Source organism: Streptomyces sp. NRRL F-5727, from assembly GCF_000719555.1.
In the GTDB taxonomy this organism is placed as follows: domain Bacteria; phylum Actinomycetota; class Actinomycetes; order Streptomycetales; family Streptomycetaceae; genus Streptomyces.
Genome location: NZ_JOGX01000064.1, coordinates 16,726 through 34,031 on the forward strand (window position 1 = coordinate 16,726; position 17,306 = coordinate 34,031).

The window sequence follows — 17,306 nt, forward strand, 5'->3', positions numbered from 1 at the left end:
GGGCGCCGTATGAGCGGAGCACGAGCGATCCCGGAACACGACCGACACGAGGACGCACGGAAGGCGTCTCCGCCGGGCGTCTTCTGGCGCTTCTGGGCCGCCGCCACCGTCAGCGGCGCGGGCAGCGCCGTCACCGCCCTCGCCCTGCCGCTCGTCGCCCTCACCGTCCTCGACGCCACCGCCTTCGAGGTCGCGCTGCTCGCCGCCGCCGGCCAGGTCTCCTGGCTGCTGCTCAGCCTCCCGGCGGGCGTCGTCGCGCAGCGCGTACCGCTGCGCCGGCTCCAGGTCGCGCTCGACCTCGTACGGTTCGGGGCGCTCGGCTCGCTGCCGTTCGCCTGGTGGCTCGGCACCCTCACGTATCCGCACCTGCTGTTCGCCGCACTCGTCACCGGCGCGGCGACGGTGCTGTTCGACATCGGCAACTCGACCTTCCTGCCCGCCGTCGTCCCGGCCGAACAGCTCGCGGCCCGCAACAGCGTCATGTCCGGCACGCACGCCGTCACCGACACCGGCGGCCCCTCCCTCGGCGGCGTCCTGATCGGCGCGACCGGCCCCGTCGGCGCCCTCGTCGTCGACGCCGCCAGCTACCTGGCCTCCGCCGTGCTCCTGCGCACCCTCCCCGAGAGCCGCCCCGGGCCCCGCACCGGCGAGAGCGCGCTCCGGCTGATGCGCGAGGGCTGGCGGTACGTCACCAAGCACCCCGTCATGCGGCCCTGCATGATCTGGGCGACCGCCGCCAACTTCCTCAACGCGGCCCTCGTCGCCCTCACCCCCCTCTACCTGGTCCGCGAGGCCGGCCTCGACGCCGTACAGCTCGGTCTCGTCCTCGCCATGGACGGGGTCGGCGCGCTCGCCGGCGCGGCCGTCGCCGTCCGCGTGACCTCACGCCTCGGCACCGCGTGGGGCATCATCGCCGCCGACCTGGCCGGCGGCGCGCTGCTCCTGCTCGCCCCGCTCACCACGTCGGCGGGAGACGCGTACTGGTTCGCCCTGGGCAACGCCGGCTTCGCCTTCGGCACCGTCATCGGCTCGATCACCACCCGCACCTACCGGCAGACCCAGTCGCCCCCGGAACTGCTGTCCCGCGTGATGGCCACGGTCCGCTTCGTCTCCTGGGGCGCCCTGCCGCTCGGCGCGCTCACCGCCGGCCTCCTCGCCACCTGCGCCGGCGCCCACACCGCCCTCTGGATCGTCTGCGCCGCCGCCTTGCTGCCCCCGCTCTACCTCTTCTCCAGCGGCGTGGGCCGCCACCGTGACCTCACCTGACACCCGGCCCCCGGAGCGGCACGAGGTGCCCCAAGTCGGCGTCCTCCCCTGATCGGGCGCACCCTGGAAGCATGAGCACAGCCCCGATCGTGGTGCACCCGCCTTCCCCCGGTGGCGGCAGACGGGTCACCGTCCGCCAGGGCGGGATCCTCGGCCTCGCGTACAGCGACCGGGACGTCGTCGAGTTCCTGCGGCGTGCCGGCCTCGACGACGCCGACGCACTCCTCGACGACCCCCAGTGGGTGGAGTGGCGCGGCGGCCGGGCGCACGACTACGAGGCGGCCTAGGGGACCCCGGCCGGTCCCCTGGCAACGCGTGCAGCCGCCACGCCGGGGTCCTGGGGCGCGGGCGAAGGCGGGTGGGTCACACGAAGGCCGTGCGGTGGGCGGTGGCCCACTGGTGGAAGGTGCGGGGCGGTGTGCCGGTCACCTTCTCCACGGTCGGGTGGACCTGCGACTCGTCGAGCGTGCCGTCGCCGTAGAAGCGGAGGAACGCCCGGATGTACGGCTCCGGTACGCCCGCGGCGGCCATGTCGGCCCGGCCCCCGGCGCGACCGACATCCGCCGGCCTCCGCGCGCTCGCGGGCATCGTCGCCCCCCCGGACGTAGCGAGGCCCCGGCGGTTCGTGCCGTGCCGAGGCGACCTCAGAAAATGCGTCGACAGGGCCTCACGGGACCCGGCAGAGTGGCCGCCCGTGACGAGCAGTGAGCTGTGGACCCGTGAGACCGCCGACCGCTACGACGCCGAAGAAGCCGAGATGTCGTCGGCCGCCTTTCTCGGACCGACCCTCGACTTCCTCGCCGAACTCGCCGGAGTCGGAAGGGCGTTGGAGTTCGCCATCGGGACCGGACGGGTCGGTGTCCCGCTCCGGGAACGCGGCGTGCCGGTGGTGGGCGTCGAACTGTCCGAGCACATGGCGGCGGTGCTGCGGCGCAAGGTCGACGAGGACACGCTCCCGGTCGTCATCGGGGACATGGCCACCACCGTGGTGCCCGGCGAGTTCACCCTGGTCTACCTGGTCTACAACACCATCACGAACCTGCTCACGCAGGACGAACAGGTCGAGTGCTTCCGCAACGCCGCGCGTCACCTGGCGCCCGGCGGCCGCTTCGTGATCGAACTCGGCGTGCCGCCGCTGCGGTTCCTGCCGCCCGGCCAGGTCGCGGTGCCGTTCGACGTCTCCGAGCGGCACATCGGCTTCGACACCTTCGACCTGGTCGAGCAGGTGCTCGTCTCGAACCACCTCACCCGCGACGGCGACGACGGCCGCTACCGCCGCGGCAACTCCCGGCACCGCTACGCCTGGCCTTCGGAGCTCGACCTGATGGCACGGATCGCCGGGCTGGAGCTGGAACGGCGCGTCGCCGACTGGGACGGGACGCCGTTCGCCCAGGACTCCGCGAAGCACATCTCCGTGTGGCGCAAGCCGACGACCTGAGGTCGGCCGTTCGCCTCCGCTCCGCTCCGCTTCACTCCCCGGACGGCGCACCACCGTCACGGCGCTGCCGTCGGCGGTGTTTGCGCATGGACACCTGGGAGCCGCAGCCGGTGCTGCAGTACAACCCGGCCCCATTGCGGGTGCGGTCCAGGAAACCGAAGTGGCAGGGCGGGTTACGGCACGCCTTGACCCGCCCCCAGTCGCCCGTCTGCGCGAACGTCGTCACCGCGGCCAGTACCGTACCGAACACGCGCGGCACCCCCGTCTGCGGCGAGGCCAGTTCGACGCCGCCGGCCGTGACGACCGTCGCCAGCGGGTAGAGCGCACCCACGCGTCGCAGGTGCCGCTCGGCACGCAGCAGTGGCTCACCCTGACTCTCCTCGTCGCCGGAGTGTGCGAGCAGCACGGTCACGAGCGCATCGCGCAGCTCGCGCGCGACCGCGGCGTCCGCGTCGGTGACCACCGTCTCGCCGGGTCCGAACGCGTCATGCTCCGCCAGCCACGCCGCGAACGAGTCGCCGTCGGCGAACAGCTCTCGTCGGCCCGATCCGTCCGCGCGCGTGTTCACGAACGCGAGAACGGTCTCCACCGTCGGCGTGACGGTGCGCGGGCTGGGTCTGGGTGATCCGGCTGCCGTGCTGCTCATCCCTCCATGGTACATCAGCAGTGAGCTGCGCTAATTCATCTAGTAAGCAACTTTCTGCTCGATCCGGATTGACGCGTTGCGAGCTAACGTCATACGGTCGCAACATGAATCCCCGTCACCAGACCCACCTCCGCGTATGGCTCATCACCGGCGCGACCTCCGGCATCGGCCGCGAACTGACCCGCCAGGCGCTGGAGAACGGCGAAGCCGTCGCCGCCCTCGCCCGCGACACCTCCCCACTGGACGAACTGGGGCGAGCGCACGGTGAGCGCCTGCTCCTCCTCCCGGCGGACGTGAGCGACGAACAAGCCGTCCAGGGGGCGGTGGACGCCACGCGCGCCCACTTCGGCCGTATCGACGTCGTGGCCAACAACGCGGGATACGGCCTGTTCGGAGCGGTCGAGGAGGCGACCGACGCGCAGGTCCGCGCCGTCTTCGACACCAACGTCTTCGGGGTGCTCAACGTGCTCCGCGCGACGCTGCCGGTCCTCCGCGCCCAGCGGTCCGGGCACATCCTCCAGGGCTCGTCGGTCTACGGGCAGTCCGCCCACCCCGGCGTCGGTCTGCTGGCCGCCACCAAGTACGCGGTCGAGGGGCTGTCGGACGCCCTCGCGGCCGAGGTCGCACCGCTCGGCGTCAAGGCCACGCTCATCCAGCCCGGAATGACCGCGACCCCCTTCCTTGCCCGCCTCGATGTCGCCGACGGCCTGGGCGACTACGACCAGACCGTCCGCGAGGTCCAGAAGGGGATCGGAGAGCTGCCGGCATCCGCCTTCTCCACCGCGTCGCGGATCGCCGAAGGCATCCGGGCCGCGGTCGACAGCCCCCACCCCCCGCTGCGCCTCGCCCTCGGCACGTCCAGCGCGACGGGCATGCGCGCGGCCCTGGACGCGCGCCTCGCGGACCTGGACGGCTGGCGGGGTGTGACCGACGCCGTCGACCGGTAGGGGCAAACCCCTTGCGCAATGGTCAAGAAGTGTTGACCATTGGCGCATGCCTACCGATGAGATCCCCGAGTCGATTCACGTCACCACAGACGAACAGCTGCGCGCCGTCTCCAATCTGACGCGCCACCGGATCATGGCCGTGCTCCGCTTCGAGCCGGCCACGATCACGCAGATCGCCGAGCGGGTCGGCCTCGCGAAGGGGAGCTCCAGCTATCACGTGCGGCTGCTGGAGCGGGCCGGCCTGGTGAAGGTGGTGCGGACGCGGAAGGTGCGCGGGGTCACCGAGCGGTACTACGCGATGGCCGCCCGGTCGATCGTGCTGCCGGACCCGGGCGAGGGAGGGCCGGATGTGCTGATGCGGCACGCCGTGGCGGATCTGGAGGCGTCGCCGAAGGACGCCGAGCGACACGTCGGGATGGCACATCTCCGGCTCACCGAGGAGCAGTTCGCCGAACTCGGGGCGCGGCTGCAGGCACTGGCGGAGGAGTACAGGGAGCTGTCCGATCCCTCGCTGCCGGACGCCTCGCTCGTCTTCGCACTGTTCCACCCGGCATCGGGCGAGCAGGCCGAAGGAGCCGCCAAGTGACCGTAGACACGCGAAAGTTGCCGACCGGCTTCGGACGGCTGTGGACCGCGCAGACGATCTCCTCGCTCGGCGACGGGGTGTCGCACGCCGCGCTGCCGCTGCTCGCCCTGACGCTGACCCGGGACCCGATGGCCCTCGCCGTCGTCTCGGCCGCGGGGACGCTGCCGTGGCTGCTCTTCGGAGTGCTCGGCGGCGCGCTCGTGGACCGCTGGGACCGCCGCCGCACGATGTGGATCACGGACGCGGCGCGCGCGGCGCTGCTCGCGATACCCGTGGCCGCGGCCGTACTCGACGTGCTGAGCATTCCGCTGCTCGCGGCCGTCGCCTTCCTGCTCGGCCTCGGCGGACTCTTCTTCGACACGGCCGCCACGGCCTACCTGCCCGACCTGCTCCACCGCGACCCCGCGCTCCTGGAGCGCGCCAACTCCCGCCTGCGCGGCGCACAGACGGCCATGGCCGGCTTCGCGGGACCGCCGGCCGGCAGCGCCCTGCTCGCGCTCGGACGCTCGCTGCCCCTGCTCGCCGACGCGGTGTCGTTCCTGCTCTCCGCGCTGCTCGTCCGTACGCTGCCCGCCACGCCCAGGCCCGCACCGGACGGCCGGGAATCGCTGCTCCGGCAGGCCCGGGCCGGCGCCGCGTACGTCTTCCGGGACCGGCTGCTGCTGGGCCTCGCGCTCCGTCCGGCGGTCGGCAACGTCGCCTTCCTCGCCGTGGAGACCGTACTCGCCCTCTTCGCGCACGAGCGGCTCGGCATCGACACCTACGGCTTCGGCCTGCTCCTCACGGCGGAAGCCGCCGGTGGCCTGCTCGGTGCGGCCATCGCCTCCTCCCTCGGCCGCCGACTCGGCACCGGCACCGCACTCACCTGCACCGCCGCCGTCGAGGGACTCGCCATCCTGGGAGTGGCCGCCGCCCCGAACCCGTACGCCGCCGGCCTCGCCCTCGCCGTCTGCGGGGCGGGCATGGGCGCCACGATGGTGCTGGCCCCCTCGCTCCGACAGGCGATCGTCCCCGCCCACCTGATGGGCCGGGTCGCCTCCACCTCCCGCATGCTCGCCATGTGCGCCGCCCCGTTCGGAGCCTTCCTCGGCGGATGGCTCGCCACCACGTACGACATCCGCACCCCGCTCTACGCCGCCGCCGGCCTCCTCCTCGCCATGACCGCCGTCACCGCGACCATGACCAGCAACCGCAGGGTCGAGGCGGCGCTCCGCGCCGCCGCCCCGGCCGACGACCCCCACCGCGCGCACCACGCGGCACGTTGACGACCACCGGGCCGCTGCCTCTCCGGCTCCGGCTCCGATCGCCGCCAGTGCCGTGACGACGCTCGTGCAGGACGGACGGCTGCGGCTCGACGACCGCACCTGGACGCCCGACGCGTTCACGGCCCTGATCGCGGCGGCCGTGGCCGGGAGCGCCGTCACCACGCGGCGATGCACGGGCGCGCGCAGGTGAGTCGCACCGATGCTCAGTCGGTTTCGATGCCTCGCGCGGCGAAGATCTCGGCCGCGTCGGGTACGGCCAGGACGCCGTCCTCGAGGAAGGTGATCTCCCGCAGGTTGGGGAGCAGGTCGAGGTCGTCGAGCGAGCGGACGTCGAACAGGTCGTCCTCGCCGTCCCAGGCGGGGGCGCAGTGCCGGAACACGTCCGCTCCGGCGTCGAAGCACAGCTCCTCGACGCGGGCGAGCAGCTCGGCCGGGATCTCCAGCGCCTCGAAATGGGCCCGCGACTCCGGCAGCACCTCCGCGTGGAGGCCGTTCGTCAGGACGTAGGACGCGGGATCGCCGATCCCCCGCTCGGACAGCAGCGCGGGCAGGTCGTAGACGGGGAGGAGCGGCTCGGGGCCGTACATGAGCTCCTCGATGACGAGCAGCTTGAGGTTGAAATCGTGGAACTGGCTCATGGGTCATGCGTACCACGGAGGTACGACACGGCGCGCCGTCCGGCCGACGGCCGGACGGCGCCGACCAGGGGGACAGCGCGTTCCACGCCCTCGTTCGTCAGTGCCGGTCGCCATAGTGACGACCATGACGATCAACGCACTCGACAGCATCGACTGGGCGGCGATGAGCCACGCGTACGGCCTGCACCGCATGGGCCCGGCCGCCGAACCGGCCCTGCCGCGCATCCGAACCGAACTCACACTCCTCCGCCGCAGCGGCCGCTTCGGCGGCGTCGCGAACGACGAGGACCTGCAGGACGCCTGTCGCGCGGTCATCTCGGACCTGACCGCCTGACCGCCTGACCGCCTCACCGCCGTGACGTGGGCGAGGAGCCGTTGTCGGAGCCACGTGCGGTAATGGGCGCATGAGCTACTTCATGTACGACGTCATGGGCGGGACGGTCGACGAGCCTGATGCGGAAGGGATGAGGCGTGTGCTCGACGGTCTGGCACAGGCCGATGACGAGCACCCCGACGTCTCGCTCACCCATGAGAGCGGGTGGTGCCTCAGCGCGTTCCGGGGCGGTCTGCTGGTCTGGGAGAACCCGGACGAGGACTCGGTGACGCCGGGGGAGACGAGGGACGTCACCCGTGAGGAGACCCTCCGGCTCTTCGGTCTGCTGGCGGCGGGTGACATCGCGTCGGTCGAGGCGTTCTCCTGGCAGAGATGATCGGCCTCACCGTCGCCTGGCCGGTCCTCGGGAGCGGGTCTCAGGGCGCGGACGTGAGGCCCGCCCAGCCGTTCCCGACCGCTAGGGGCTACAAGGCCCACGGAGCGTCCGGCGCGAACACGAAGGCGGCGGTGACCGCCTTCCCGGACCCGACATCGTCACGCCGTCCATGCCGGCCACGCCGCTCATCCGTTCACGTACCGCTCGTGCGCCTCGGGCGAGACCCGTTGCCCCGACGACGGCAGGAGCTGGGGGATACCGTCCACGATCGGGTACCGCAGGCGCAGCCGGGGGTTATAGAGCGCGTCCTGGTCGGCCGGCAGCGTCAGCGGGCCCTTGTCGAGGGGGCAGGCCAGGATGCGGAGCAGGGTGGCGTCGAGCACCGGGGAAGGGGTGGGTGCCGTGGGAGACATGGGAGTCCTCGCTGGGGGGTGAGTGACGGCGCCGGCCTCTGCGACGCGGCGCGGGAATCGGGGGGACCGGCGCCTGGGCGCGCGGCGGGTCGTGGCGGGGCAGGAGGAGCAGGACGGCCAGGGCCAGGGCCGTACCCGCCGTACGCAGGCAGAGCAGGAGCGGGTCGTCCGGCAGCCGCTCCCCGAAGGCCAGCGTCCCGGCCACGGCGGTGAACAGGCACGTCACCGTCGTACACACGGGCACGATCAGGGTGGCGCGGCAACGCTGGAGCGCCGTCTGGGACATGACGAGCCCCGCGCCGGCGGTGAACAGGAGCAGGTACGGGTACGGCGAAGCGAGCAGCGCCCCCGCCGCCTCGGGGACGTCCGCGCTGGTGAGCCGCCCCGAGACGCCCTTGACGGCGAGCGAGCTGACGCCGTAGAGGAGCCCGACGGCGACGCCGTACCCGATGCCGTTCGTCGGGACCCGGTGGCGGCGGCGCGCCCGCCGCTCCACCTGGCCGTACAGGGCCACGCCGGTCGCGAGCGTCGGCACGGACACCATGAGCACCACCTCCCAGGGCGCGTCCCCGCTCGCGACCTCGTCGTCCTCGCGCACCGACGCCACGACCATCAGCAGTGCCACCAGCACCGCGCCGACCGCCTGGCGTTCGCGGCCCGACGGACGTTCGCCCAGGAGCGAGGACGACAGCACGAGCAGCAGGACGAGGCCGGAGACGAAGATGCCCTGGGCGGCGGCGATCGGCAGTGCCCGGTACACGAACAGCTGGGCGGCGAAGCCGGCGGCCAGGACCACCGCGCCCGCCAGCCACGCGGGGCTGGTGAGCAGGGCGGCGACGACGCGCACCGGCCGCCCGGCGGAGAGGGCGGGCAGTGCCCCGAGCGCCCGCTTCTCCAGGACGAAGCCGACGCTGTACAGCACGTTGGCCGTCAGCGCCGCCGCCACTCCCCACCACACGGCGCTACCTCCGCCGGGCGTGCGCCAGCAGGATGGACGCCGCCGACGGCACCGCGCACGCGGCGCGGTCGACCAGGCGCAGCCCGCGCGGCACGCCGTGGAACGGCGCCCCGGAGATCCGGACGTCCGTGAACCCGGCCGACCGCAGGAACGAGCGGAGTGCCCGCGCCGTGAACAGCCGGAGGTGGCCGACCACTTCGCTGCCGGGCCGGCCGTGGATGCCGCGCAGGCTCACCTCCGAGAACACCGGCTGCCAGCCGGACAGCAGCAGCGCCCGGTTGTACCAGGCGGCGAGGTTGGGGGTGGAGAGCATCAGATGGCCGCCCGGGCGCAGCACGCGCCGCAGCTCGTCCATGGCCCGGTCCGGGTCGACCAGGTGCTCGACGACCTCGCTGAACAGCACCGCGTCCGCGCAGCCGTCCGCGAACGGCAGCCCTCCGTCGTCCAGTTCGCCCCGGACGACGGCGTTCATCCGCGGCCGGGCGCGGCGGAGCGCGTCCTGCGACCAGTCGACGCCGACGATCCGGTGCCCGGCGAGGAGCGGGCCCGCCGTCGCCGCCGCGGTGCCGTCGCCGCAGCCGACGTCGAGCACCAGCGCCCCGGGCCGGTCGAGCGCCTCGGCCAGCAGCCGGGCCTGGCGCCGGCTCCGGGCGTCGCCGGAGGCGACCGGGACGGCCGGGTTCTCGTAGAAGTCGCGCAGGCCGGCAGGGGAGTCGGCGCCGGGAGCGACCGCTTCCGTGCCCGGTCCCGCGCCGTCGCCGACGGCGGTGGTGCCCACCGAGACCCCCGGAGCATCCGCCTCCGCTTCGCCCCGGTTCGGGTTCACAGCGCCTCCGCATCGGTCGCCGCCAGCCGGTCGGCGAAGGTCTCGGTGAGCCGGCGGCCGTCCTCGTCCCCCAGGAGGGCCCGGGACCACCGCACCACCAGGTGGAGCCGGCCGCCGGTCGAGGCGGTCGTGAAGGTCAGGCCGCGCGGCATGGCGGCCGGCGCCGACACCCACACCGCGGAGGCCCGGCCCGCGTCGCCGAAGTCCATCGGGTAGGGGATCCGGCCGATGTTGCTGAGCAGTGTCGTGGAGATCCACCGGGACCCGAGCCGGCGCGCGCCCCGGGCCAGCACCGCGCGGGCCGCGACCGGAAGGACCGGGGAGGTGAGCAGCTCGGCGGCACGCCCCAACGGGGGCCGGTCGAGGGCCTTGAGGGCGCGGGTGCGTCCGGCCGTGACTCGCAGCAGGGCGCCGAGGTCGGTGCCCGGCCGGACCTCGGCGGGGGAGTAGCCGACCTCGACGAGCCGGGTGCCGTTGCCGATCGGCATCGCGGGCCCCCGGCTGCGGTCGTCGACGGGCATCGTGATCCGCAGCGGGCGTTCGGGCGCCCCTTGGCGCCGGTTCCAGTCGGCGACGGTCAGGGCCGTGGCGACCATCAGCTGGTCGTTCACGGTGTGCGCGGCGCCGGACGGGCGGCGCGGCACGGGCAGTTCGGTGACCAGCATCGCGTTGCCGGGGGTCGGCCCGGGGCTGCCGGCCGCGACGCGGGCGACCGGAGTCCCCCGGCCCTCCCGCCGGGGGACCGTTCCGGCCGGCGGGCGGACCGGCGGCGCGGCCGGCGGGGCGGGGCGTCCGCCGTAGAGCTCGGCGGCCGTCGCGACGATGCGCAGGCAAGCGGGCCCGTCGAGTGCCGTGTGGTGCACCGCGAGCAGCAGGACGCAGCCTTCCCCGTCCGGCTCCTCGACGACCTCCAGGCGCAGCGGCGGGGGCTCCGCCAGCGACGGGGGCTCGGTGAGGGCCCGGTGCCGGGCCCGGGCGAGCGCCCCGGGCTCACATGGCGGGAAGACCACCACGTCGGCGCGGGCCCGGTCGGTCAGCTCCCATTCGTAGCGCCGGGCGAACGGCCCACGCGGCCGCTCCCGCATCAGCACCCGGGGGTGCCGGGCCAGCGCCCGGCCGAACGCCTCGCGCAGCCGATCGTGCCCGACACGGCCCGGCAGATGGAGCTCGATGTGTACGGTGTTCGGCTCGCGCGCGTCGGCGCAGTGCCGGGCGATCTCGTCCGCGACCGTGAACGGCACCCTCGGCCGCGGGTGCCGGTCCTGCCGGGTCGTGGAGCGCGTCCGGTGCTCGGTGGCCATCAGTCCTTCTCCTCTCCGGGCAGGGCGGCCGGTCCGTGCGCGCCGGCGCGCGGGCCGGGCGACCCGGCACGGTGGGCGCCGGTCCCGGCGTCGTACCCTCGGCGCACCGTGACGAGGGCGGCGAACAGGGCGGTCACGGACAGGAGTTGGGCCGTGGCGCCGTACGCGCCCCGGTCCAGGACGGCCGTGCCGCCGGTCAGGGCCGCGACCCCCGCGCCGGTCATCGCCGCGAAGGCGAGCGGCGCGAGCAGGGCCGGACGGAGCCAGGCGATCACCGCGAGCACGGGGACGAGCACCGCCAACGGCCCCGCGATCACCACGCCCACGAGGGTCAGGACGACGGTGCCGAGCAGCAGCCCGGGCGCGGGCGGCTCGGGTGTGGTTCCGAGTCCGCTCCCTGGCCCGCTTCCGGCACCGCCGGCGGCATCCCTGCCGTACCCGCTCCTGGTCCCCCTCCCGGTACCGCTCCCGGTCCCACCCCCCGAGCCCCGCCGGCGCCGTCCGGGCAGCGCGAGCCCGGCGAGCACCACCAGCGACCCCGCCGCGACGGTCAGCCCGGCGGAGTACAGGCGGGACGGTTCGTACACCAGCGTCACGGTCCCGCCCGCGCCGGCGGGGAGGAGCCACGCCTGCTGCCAGCCGTCGACGCGCAGGGGCGTGAGCTCCCGTCCGTCGAGCTCGGCCGTCCAGCCCGCGTTGTGGTTCTCGTGCAGCTGGAGGTACGAGGCGTCGCCCGCGCCGACCCGCACCGTGCGCCGGTCGCCGCCGCCGGAGACCGCCTCCACCTCGCGCGGCGCTGCCGCGGCGGCCTCGGGCGCACCGCTCGTCAGGTCGACGCGGGTGACCGCGAGGGGACCGGTGTCACCGGCCTCGACGGTGTGGGTGCTGCGGGCGAGGGAGACCCTGCTGCCGTCGGTGCACAGGGAGACGGTGATCGGACGCCGCTCGGTGAGGTCCCGGATCCGACCCTCGGCCCTCGTCTCCAGGAACCGGCCGTCGACGGAGACGACCGGGCCCTTGCCACAGGGCAGCACGAACCGCTTCGCCGGATCCGGCTGCGGCGCCCGGTACTTCTCCAGCGCCGGGATGTGCAGCTCGCTGAGCCCCACCGGCAGCTGCAGCTGCCGGTCCGCGACCGGATTGTGCAGGGTCAGCGGCGCGACCCTGGAGACGGCGATGTCCATCCGGTCCGTCGTGATGGCGGCGAACCGCGCCACACCGTTGTCGTCCACGGACGCGATGGCGGCGCCGTCCGGCGAACTGATCCGCAGCTGCTCGGGGCGGGTCGCGAGGCCGCCGGACGCGGCGAGCACGATCTCGCCGACCGCGGTCTTCTCCGGCCAGGACAGCCGGAGCACGGGCCGGTCGCCGGCCACCCACGCCGTGGTCAGGTCGCCGTCGGTGAGGTTGCGCGGGCTCAGGTTCGTGCCGAGCCGCGCCGTCGAGTCCGCGGTCACCACGATCTGCTCCCGCCGCCCGGTGAGGGCGAACAGCAGGTCGTCGAGTTCCCTGCCCGGCACGGGCAGGGCGGTGGCCCGCACGGTGTAGTCGCCGGACCTGGCGGCGGTGAACTGCCGGTGCAGCCCCACCTCGGCGGGCACGGCGGACAGGCCGCCGGGGTCGCTGCCCCGGTTCAGCGTGTACGCGACGGGCCCGGCGACCTCCCGGGGCGCGTCGGCGGGCAGCCGCAGCATCCGGGTGACCTGCACGCCCGGCACCGTGACCTCGGCGAACCCGGCGCCGGTGAGCCCCGGGCGGCCCTGCTGCGAGTCGAGGATCGTCAGCTTCAGCCAGCTCGCCTCGCCCTGCGGCGCGGCGACCCGCTGGGCGGTGCCGTCGGGGCGCAGCGGGCTGACCGCGCTGCCGCGGTCGGTCTCGACCCTCACCACGGTGGGCGCGGCACGGACCTCGCCGCTGGGCAGCGGGGTCAGGTCCAGTGTCGCGGGGATCGTGGCCGGGGCGTCGAAGTCGATCCGCAGCCACTCGCCCCGGGGCGTACCGGGGGAGCCCTCGGCCCAGGCGGTGTCCGGGTTTCCGTCGAAGGCGTTGACCGGGTCGTACTGGGGGAGGTGGAACAGCCAGTTCCCGACCGAGGACGCGGTCACGGACCGCGCGCCGCGCAGCACCGCGGTGGTCTGGTGGGCGGGGTCGGTCGTGGGCAGGATCTGGCGCGGCTCCGCGCCCGGGTCCTGCACCGCTTCCGCCGCGTTGCGCTCCTCGGCCGTGTACGTGTGGGACGTCGCGGAGTTCACGAGACCGAACCGGGTGTCGGCCCGGCGCAGCCCGTCGCCGGCCGCGTACAGCGACGGCGCGTCCACTCCCGGGTGGGCGTCGCCGGCCAGGACCGCCGGCCGGCCGGTCACGGCGCCCGACGCCGACAGCGGCAGCAGGATCTCGGGCCCGCCGCTGACCACCGCCGTGTCCGCCACCGGCGACACGCGCACCCGCCCGGGACGCGGGGTGCCGGCCGGCGGCGCGTAGATCTCGACCGCCCGCTGACGCGGGTACAACCCCTCGACCTGCAGGGGCGTGTCGTCCGGGATCCGGCCGTCGGTCAGCAGCGGACCGAAGCCGGTGACCCGCCGGTACCCGGACGCCTCCAGGCTCCGCTTCACCGTCGCCGTGGGCACGTGCCCGACCTGGTCCGGGTCGAGGTCGTTGCGCACGACCACGTGGTGGAGACCCGCCCGGGCGAGGTACGCGGCCAGCCCGGGGACCTCGCCGCCGGACGCCAGCGCCTGCTCCACGGCGTCCAGGACGCGCCGGCTGCCGGGGGTGCCGAAGGGCACGTAGTCGCGCTGCGCCCAGGGGGACCGGGCCAGCACGTCGAGGGGCTGGTCGATCGGCGACCCCCAGGTGTAGAGGCCGTGGGCGGTCGCCGGCACGACGAGGGCGCGGTCCTCGGGGGAGTGCTCGGCCAGCCAGTCCGCGGTCGCCTCCCAGTGCGAGGGCAGCTTCCGGAAGGCGCCCGGCTGGAGGATCGTGCCGTTGAGATACGGCCAGGCCAGACCCGGCAGGACGAGCACCGCGGCCACGGCGGGCAGCAGCCGCCGGAACCGGACCGGAACGGCCCGGGGGAGCGCCACGGCCGCCAGATGGGTCACGCCCAGCGCCAGCGCGAGCGCCGCACCGGTCTGGAACTTGTAGACGTTCCGGAACGGCACGAGCGGCCCGTCCAGCCACCCCTGCACCGTCGCGTGGAAGGGGCCGCCGAGCGCGCCCCCGTAACCGGCCAGCGTGATCAGCGCGGTGACGCAGACCGTCAGCACCAGCCACCGCCGCTCCGGCAGGTCCCGGCGGGCGAGCCCCGCCAGACCGAGGGCCGCGGCCAGCGCCGAACCGGCCACCACGACGGCCGACGCGGCGACCGTCCAGCCGGCGGGCAGCCACGCCTCGCCGAAGTGGAGGTAGCCCACCCAGTTCCCCGCGCCGCGCAGCACCTCGGTCGCCGACATGGTCGCCGTCGTCGTCCGGGAGGTCTCCACGTACGGCATGAAGTTCTCGCCGTACACCCCGAGGAGCAGCAGCGGCACGATCCACCAGGCCGTCGCGAGGATCACGCACGGCGTCCACCAGCCGATCAGCGCCCGCTTGCGCGGGCCGGCGGGCCGGGACAGCAGGTACAGGCCCACGGGCAGCAGCGACGCCAGCGTGGAGGCGGCGTTCACCCCGCCCATCAGCGGGATCAGCAGCGCCGAGCGGGCCGCGGCGAGCCGCGGGCTCGTGCCCGGGTGAGTCAGCGGCAGCAGCACCCACGGCAGCAGCGCCCCGGGGAGCGCGGCGGCCGAGGTGGAGCCGATGACGATGGTGTACGTCGGCCACAGCGCGTAGACGGCCGCGCCGACCGTCCGCGACGCCGCGGAGCCCACGCCGAACCGTTCCGCCAGCCGCAGCGCGCCCCAGAACGCGGTCGTGACCACGATCGACAGCCAGAGCCGCTCGGCCAGCCAGACCGGCAGCCGCACCAGATCGGCCGCCGCGTGGAACGGCAGCATCGGGATCACGTAACCGGCGTACTGGTCGGCGATCCCGCCGAATCCAGCCCGGTCGTGCCACAACTGGCCCAGGTCCGCAAGGAACTTCCACGGATCGGTGACGACACCCAGCTTCGTGTCGAACGTCATCCGGCCGGGCGAGACCGCCAGGAAGGCCGCGAACCCGGCGGCCCAGAAGCCGAACAGCCACCGCCGGGACGCCCGCCGGGGGCTCGGCGCGGCGGCTCCGGACCCGGTACCGGGACCGGGCGGGGCCGGCGGGCGGACAGGAAGGAGGCTGGTCATGAACACCGCCGAAGGAGAAGGAGGAGGTTCCAGGTCGCGAACTCGCGGACCACCGGAACCCGGGTGACGACCCCGGGCAGCACCGGCCAGTAGCGCGAGCGCGCGGAGAGGATCTCGACGTCGTCTCGCCCTCTGACCTGCCGCAGGGTGGAACCGACGCCGATCGCGAACAGGTTCTCGCCGAGCCGGTGCTTGGCCGCCCGGCCGGTACGCCGCTCGTAGCGGGCCCGCGCCCGCTCGGCGCCCAGGTAGTGCCAGGGCGCCCACTCGTGGCCGCCCCACGGCGAGAGCCAGTTGGTGAACGAGACGTAGATCAGGCCGCCGGGCCGGGTCACCCGCACCAGCTCGCTCAGGAAGGTGCCGGGGTCCCGCACGTGCTCCAGGACGTTCGACGAGAAGCACACGTCCGCCACGCCGTCGGCGAGCGGCAGCAGATAGCCGTCCGCGACGACGACCGTTCCGCCGGAACCGGCCGCCGTCGAGCCGGAACAGGCCGCGGTCCCGCCGGAACCGGTCGCCGTGTCGCCGGTACGGGGCCCGGTCCCGCCGGAACCGGCTGCCGTGTCGCCGGTACGGGTCCCGGTCGCGCCGGAACCGGTCGGCGCGAGCTCGGCCGGGTCGGGCTCGAACAGGTAGCCGTGCGCGCCCCGGCGGCGGAACTCCCGGGTGAAGTAGCCGCGCCCGCCGCCGACGTCCACGACGACCCGGCCCTCCAGCGGCACGAGCCGCTCGACCTGGTCCGCCGCGTCCCGGGCGAGCAGCTCGTACGCCGCGTGAGGGTCGTCCTGCTCGCGGAGGAAGGCCCGGAACAGCGCCAGGGAACGGCGGAAGGACGGGTCCCTCATCGGCGTACGCCTTCCGCGCGACGACCGACCCGGCCCGGGGGCCCGGCCGGCTCCACGGCCTCCGCCGCGATGGCACGGAACCGGCGCACGGTGCCGCTCCACCGGAACTCGGCGGCGAGCCGGGCGGCGGCCTCGCCCATCGCCTCGCGTCGGCCGGTGTCCAGCGCGAGGGCGCACCACGCGGCGGCGAACGAGGACTCGCCGCGGGTCAGGACGCCCGTGACGCCGTCCCGCACGGAGTCCCGGAGACCGGGTACGTCGAACCCGAGCGTCGGCGTGCCGCGGGCACCGGCCTCGGTGACGACGAGGCCCCAGCCCTCGACGGCCGCGGGGTGCAGCAGGAGCCACGCCTCGCACAGCAGCCGGTGCTTCTCCTCCTCGGACACGTGGCCGGTGAACTCGACGCCGTCGCCGGCCAGCCGCCGCAGCCGCTCGCGTTCGGGACCGTCGCCGACGACGACCAACCGGCCGCCGGTCACCGGCCGGACGCGTTCCCAGAGCCGCAGCAGCAGGTCGACGCGCTTGTAGTCGACCAGCCGGCCGAGGGCGAGGAACATCGGCTCCGGCGACCGCGCCGTGCGCGGCGACGGCTCGTGAACGCCGTTGTGCACCACCCGGATCCGCTCCGGGGGCACCCCGATGGCGTGCAGCGCCGCCTCCGTCGACGGGGACACCGCGACGAGGAGGTTGCCCCCGTGGGCGCGGGCGAGCGCCCAGTGCTCCAGCAGCCGCCCGGTGCGGGCGACGGGCCCCGGGAAGCGCATCCCCCACAGCTCCGTGTGGACGTGGTTGACCAGGCACACCGTCGGGCCGCGGTGCCACAGCGGCGACAGGTACGGCATGCCGTTGCACACCTCCACGAGCAGGTCGCACGAGCCGACGTGCCGCCGGAAGGCGGACGGCGCCGTGAGGAAGTGCCCGAACGGGCCTCCGGCCGACACGACGCGGTACGGGCGCCGGGCCGCGGTCCCGCCGCACAGCAGCGTGACGTCGTGGCCGAACTCGGTCAGTCCGGTGGCGAGTTGGTCGATGAGGAGTTCCGAGCCGCCCGCGGCGGGGTTTCCGACGCCGCGGTGGGCCAGGAAGACGACACGCCGCGGCGGCCCGGTCCGGCGGGCGCGGTTCTGGACGCGTCCGGCCGGGGCCTGGGGGAGCGGGGGCGGCGGGGCGGGAGTGAGCTGCGGGGG

General features: G+C 74.6%; 18 protein-coding genes and 1 pseudogene. 9 read left to right on the forward strand and 10 right to left on the reverse strand.

What is annotated here, in order from left to right:
- Positions 1-9 precede the first annotated feature (9 nt).
- Together IF73_RS0130820 and IF73_RS0130825 are read left to right on the forward strand one after the other, a co-directional pair.
- Positions 10-1,266 (forward strand): MFS transporter, encoded by a 1,257-nt coding sequence (locus IF73_RS0130820; RefSeq protein ID WP_037881042.1) that lies wholly within the window; start codon positions 10-12, stop codon positions 1,264-1,266.
- A gap of 71 nt (positions 1,267-1,337) precedes the next feature.
- Positions 1,338-1,553 (forward strand): hypothetical protein, encoded by a 216-nt coding sequence (locus tag IF73_RS0130825; protein ID WP_031013804.1) that lies wholly within the window; start codon positions 1,338-1,340, stop codon positions 1,551-1,553.
- Between the two features lie 76 nt (positions 1,554-1,629).
- Here IF73_RS0130825 and IF73_RS40695 read toward each other — a convergent pair whose 3' ends face one another.
- Positions 1,630-1,797 (reverse strand): hypothetical protein, encoded by a 168-nt coding sequence (locus tag IF73_RS40695; protein ID WP_199806747.1) that lies wholly within the window; start codon positions 1,795-1,797, stop codon positions 1,630-1,632.
- A 163-nt stretch (positions 1,798-1,960) separates the two neighbouring features.
- Here IF73_RS40695 and IF73_RS0130835 point away from each other — a divergent pair, with 163 nt between their 5' ends.
- Complete coding sequence (locus IF73_RS0130835) at positions 1,961-2,704, forward strand: class I SAM-dependent DNA methyltransferase (protein WP_031013805.1); 744 nt, start codon at positions 1,961-1,963, stop codon at positions 2,702-2,704.
- Between the two features lie 31 nt (positions 2,705-2,735).
- Here the strand turns inward: IF73_RS0130835 and IF73_RS0130840 are convergent, their stop codons facing one another.
- Entirely contained in the window at positions 2,736-3,350 is a 615-nt protein-coding gene (locus tag IF73_RS0130840) for a CGNR zinc finger domain-containing protein (RefSeq protein WP_031013806.1), read from the reverse strand.
- A gap of 104 nt (positions 3,351-3,454) precedes the next feature.
- On the opposite strand from IF73_RS0130840, the gene IF73_RS0130845 reads away from it, so the two are divergent.
- From IF73_RS0130845 to IF73_RS41260, 4 genes are read left to right on the forward strand one after another with little or no spacing between them, the layout of a single operon-like run.
- Entirely contained in the window at positions 3,455-4,297 is an 843-nt protein-coding gene (locus tag IF73_RS0130845) for an SDR family NAD(P)-dependent oxidoreductase (RefSeq protein ID WP_031013807.1), read from the forward strand.
- 46 nt (positions 4,298-4,343) lie between these two features.
- A complete protein-coding gene (locus IF73_RS0130850) occupies positions 4,344-4,883 on the forward strand; it encodes an ArsR/SmtB family transcription factor (protein ID WP_031013808.1) in 540 nt (179 codons plus the stop codon).
- The gene (locus tag IF73_RS0130855; protein ID WP_031013809.1) at positions 4,880-6,148 is read left to right on the forward strand and encodes an MFS transporter; all 1,269 of its coding nucleotides are present in this window, start codon (positions 4,880-4,882) and stop codon (positions 6,146-6,148) included. The genes IF73_RS0130850 and IF73_RS0130855 overlap by 4 nt, the downstream gene beginning before the upstream one ends.
- A 52-nt stretch (positions 6,149-6,200) precedes the next feature.
- On the forward strand, positions 6,201-6,338 hold the full coding sequence (locus IF73_RS41260) for a hypothetical protein (RefSeq protein WP_158822196.1): 138 nt from the start codon (positions 6,201-6,203) through the stop codon (positions 6,336-6,338).
- 13 nt (positions 6,339-6,351) lie between these two features.
- Here the strand turns inward: IF73_RS41260 and IF73_RS0130865 are convergent, their stop codons facing one another.
- On the reverse strand, positions 6,352-6,786 hold the full coding sequence (locus tag IF73_RS0130865) for a DUF6892 domain-containing protein (RefSeq protein ID WP_031013810.1): 435 nt from the start codon (positions 6,784-6,786) through the stop codon (positions 6,352-6,354).
- 124 nt (positions 6,787-6,910) lie between these two features.
- Between IF73_RS0130865 and IF73_RS0130870 the strand changes: the two genes are divergently transcribed.
- Both IF73_RS0130870 and IF73_RS0130875 read left to right on the forward strand, forming a co-directional pair.
- Entirely contained in the window at positions 6,911-7,120 is a 210-nt protein-coding gene (locus tag IF73_RS0130870; protein WP_031013811.1) for a hypothetical protein, read from the forward strand.
- A gap of 70 nt (positions 7,121-7,190) precedes the next feature.
- Positions 7,191-7,496, forward strand: a complete 306-nt coding sequence (locus IF73_RS0130875) for a hypothetical protein (protein ID WP_031013812.1) — start codon at positions 7,191-7,193, stop codon at positions 7,494-7,496.
- A gap of 185 nt (positions 7,497-7,681) precedes the next feature.
- On the opposite strand, the gene IF73_RS42310 is transcribed toward IF73_RS0130875, so the two are convergent.
- From IF73_RS42310 to IF73_RS0130905, 7 genes and pseudogenes are all read right to left on the reverse strand, one after another.
- The gene (locus tag IF73_RS42310) at positions 7,682-7,909 is read right to left on the reverse strand and encodes a Trm112 family protein (RefSeq protein ID WP_078868352.1); all 228 of its coding nucleotides are present in this window, start codon (positions 7,907-7,909) and stop codon (positions 7,682-7,684) included.
- 70 nt (positions 7,910-7,979) lie between these two features.
- Positions 7,980-8,867 (reverse strand): annotated as a pseudogene (locus IF73_RS0130880) (DMT family transporter); the annotation flags it as partial.
- A gap of 4 nt (positions 8,868-8,871) precedes the next feature.
- Entirely contained in the window at positions 8,872-9,567 is a 696-nt protein-coding gene (locus IF73_RS0130885) for a class I SAM-dependent methyltransferase (RefSeq protein ID WP_031013814.1), read from the reverse strand.
- 122 nt (positions 9,568-9,689) lie between these two features.
- Positions 9,690-10,994 carry a condensation protein gene (locus IF73_RS0130890; RefSeq protein WP_031013815.1) on the reverse strand — a complete coding sequence of 435 codons (1,305 nt, stop codon included), beginning with the start codon at positions 10,992-10,994 and terminating at the stop codon, positions 9,690-9,692.
- Complete coding sequence (locus IF73_RS0130895) at positions 10,994-15,274, reverse strand: alpha-(1->3)-arabinofuranosyltransferase domain-containing protein (RefSeq protein ID WP_199806748.1); 4,281 nt, start codon at positions 15,272-15,274, stop codon at positions 10,994-10,996. Before IF73_RS0130895 ends, IF73_RS0130890 begins: the two co-directional genes overlap by 1 nt.
- Entirely contained in the window at positions 15,271-16,119 is an 849-nt protein-coding gene (locus tag IF73_RS39955) for a class I SAM-dependent methyltransferase (protein ID WP_031013817.1), read from the reverse strand. The genes IF73_RS0130895 and IF73_RS39955 overlap by 4 nt, the downstream gene beginning before the upstream one ends.
- On the reverse strand, positions 16,116-17,306 hold a 1,191-nt coding region (locus IF73_RS0130905), incomplete at its 5' end, for a glycosyltransferase family 4 protein (protein WP_051717484.1). The genes IF73_RS39955 and IF73_RS0130905, both read right to left, overlap by 4 nt.

Bases quoted from the DNA above. Each gene is read 5' to 3' on its own strand.
- IF73_RS0130895 (WP_199806748.1), bottom strand. From the start codon at position 15,274: ATGACCAGCCTCCTTCCTGTCCGCCCGCCGGCCCCGCCCGGTCCCGGT.
- IF73_RS0130825 (WP_031013804.1), top strand. From the start codon at position 1,338: ATGAGCACAGCCCCGATCGTGGTGCACCCGCCTTCCCCCGGTGGCGGC.
- IF73_RS0130845 (WP_031013807.1), top strand. From the start codon at position 3,455: ATGAATCCCCGTCACCAGACCCACCTCCGCGTATGGCTCATCACCGGC.
- IF73_RS39955 (WP_031013817.1), bottom strand. From the start codon at position 16,119: ATGAGGGACCCGTCCTTCCGCCGTTCCCTGGCGCTGTTCCGGGCCTTC.
- IF73_RS0130890 (WP_031013815.1), bottom strand. From the start codon at position 10,994: ATGGCCACCGAGCACCGGACGCGCTCCACGACCCGGCAGGACCGGCAC.
- IF73_RS0130840 (WP_031013806.1), bottom strand. From the start codon at position 3,350: ATGAGCAGCACGGCAGCCGGATCACCCAGACCCAGCCCGCGCACCGTC.
- IF73_RS42310 (WP_078868352.1), bottom strand. From the start codon at position 7,909: ATGTCTCCCACGGCACCCACCCCTTCCCCGGTGCTCGACGCCACCCTG.
- IF73_RS0130865 (WP_031013810.1), bottom strand. From the start codon at position 6,786: ATGAGCCAGTTCCACGATTTCAACCTCAAGCTGCTCGTCATCGAGGAG.
- IF73_RS40695 (WP_199806747.1), bottom strand. From the start codon at position 1,797: ATGGCCGCCGCGGGCGTACCGGAGCCGTACATCCGGGCGTTCCTCCGC.
- IF73_RS0130820 (WP_037881042.1), top strand. From the start codon at position 10: ATGAGCGGAGCACGAGCGATCCCGGAACACGACCGACACGAGGACGCA.
- IF73_RS0130870 (WP_031013811.1), top strand. From the start codon at position 6,911: ATGACGATCAACGCACTCGACAGCATCGACTGGGCGGCGATGAGCCAC.
- IF73_RS0130850 (WP_031013808.1), top strand. From the start codon at position 4,344: ATGCCTACCGATGAGATCCCCGAGTCGATTCACGTCACCACAGACGAA.
- IF73_RS0130875 (WP_031013812.1), top strand. From the start codon at position 7,191: ATGAGCTACTTCATGTACGACGTCATGGGCGGGACGGTCGACGAGCCT.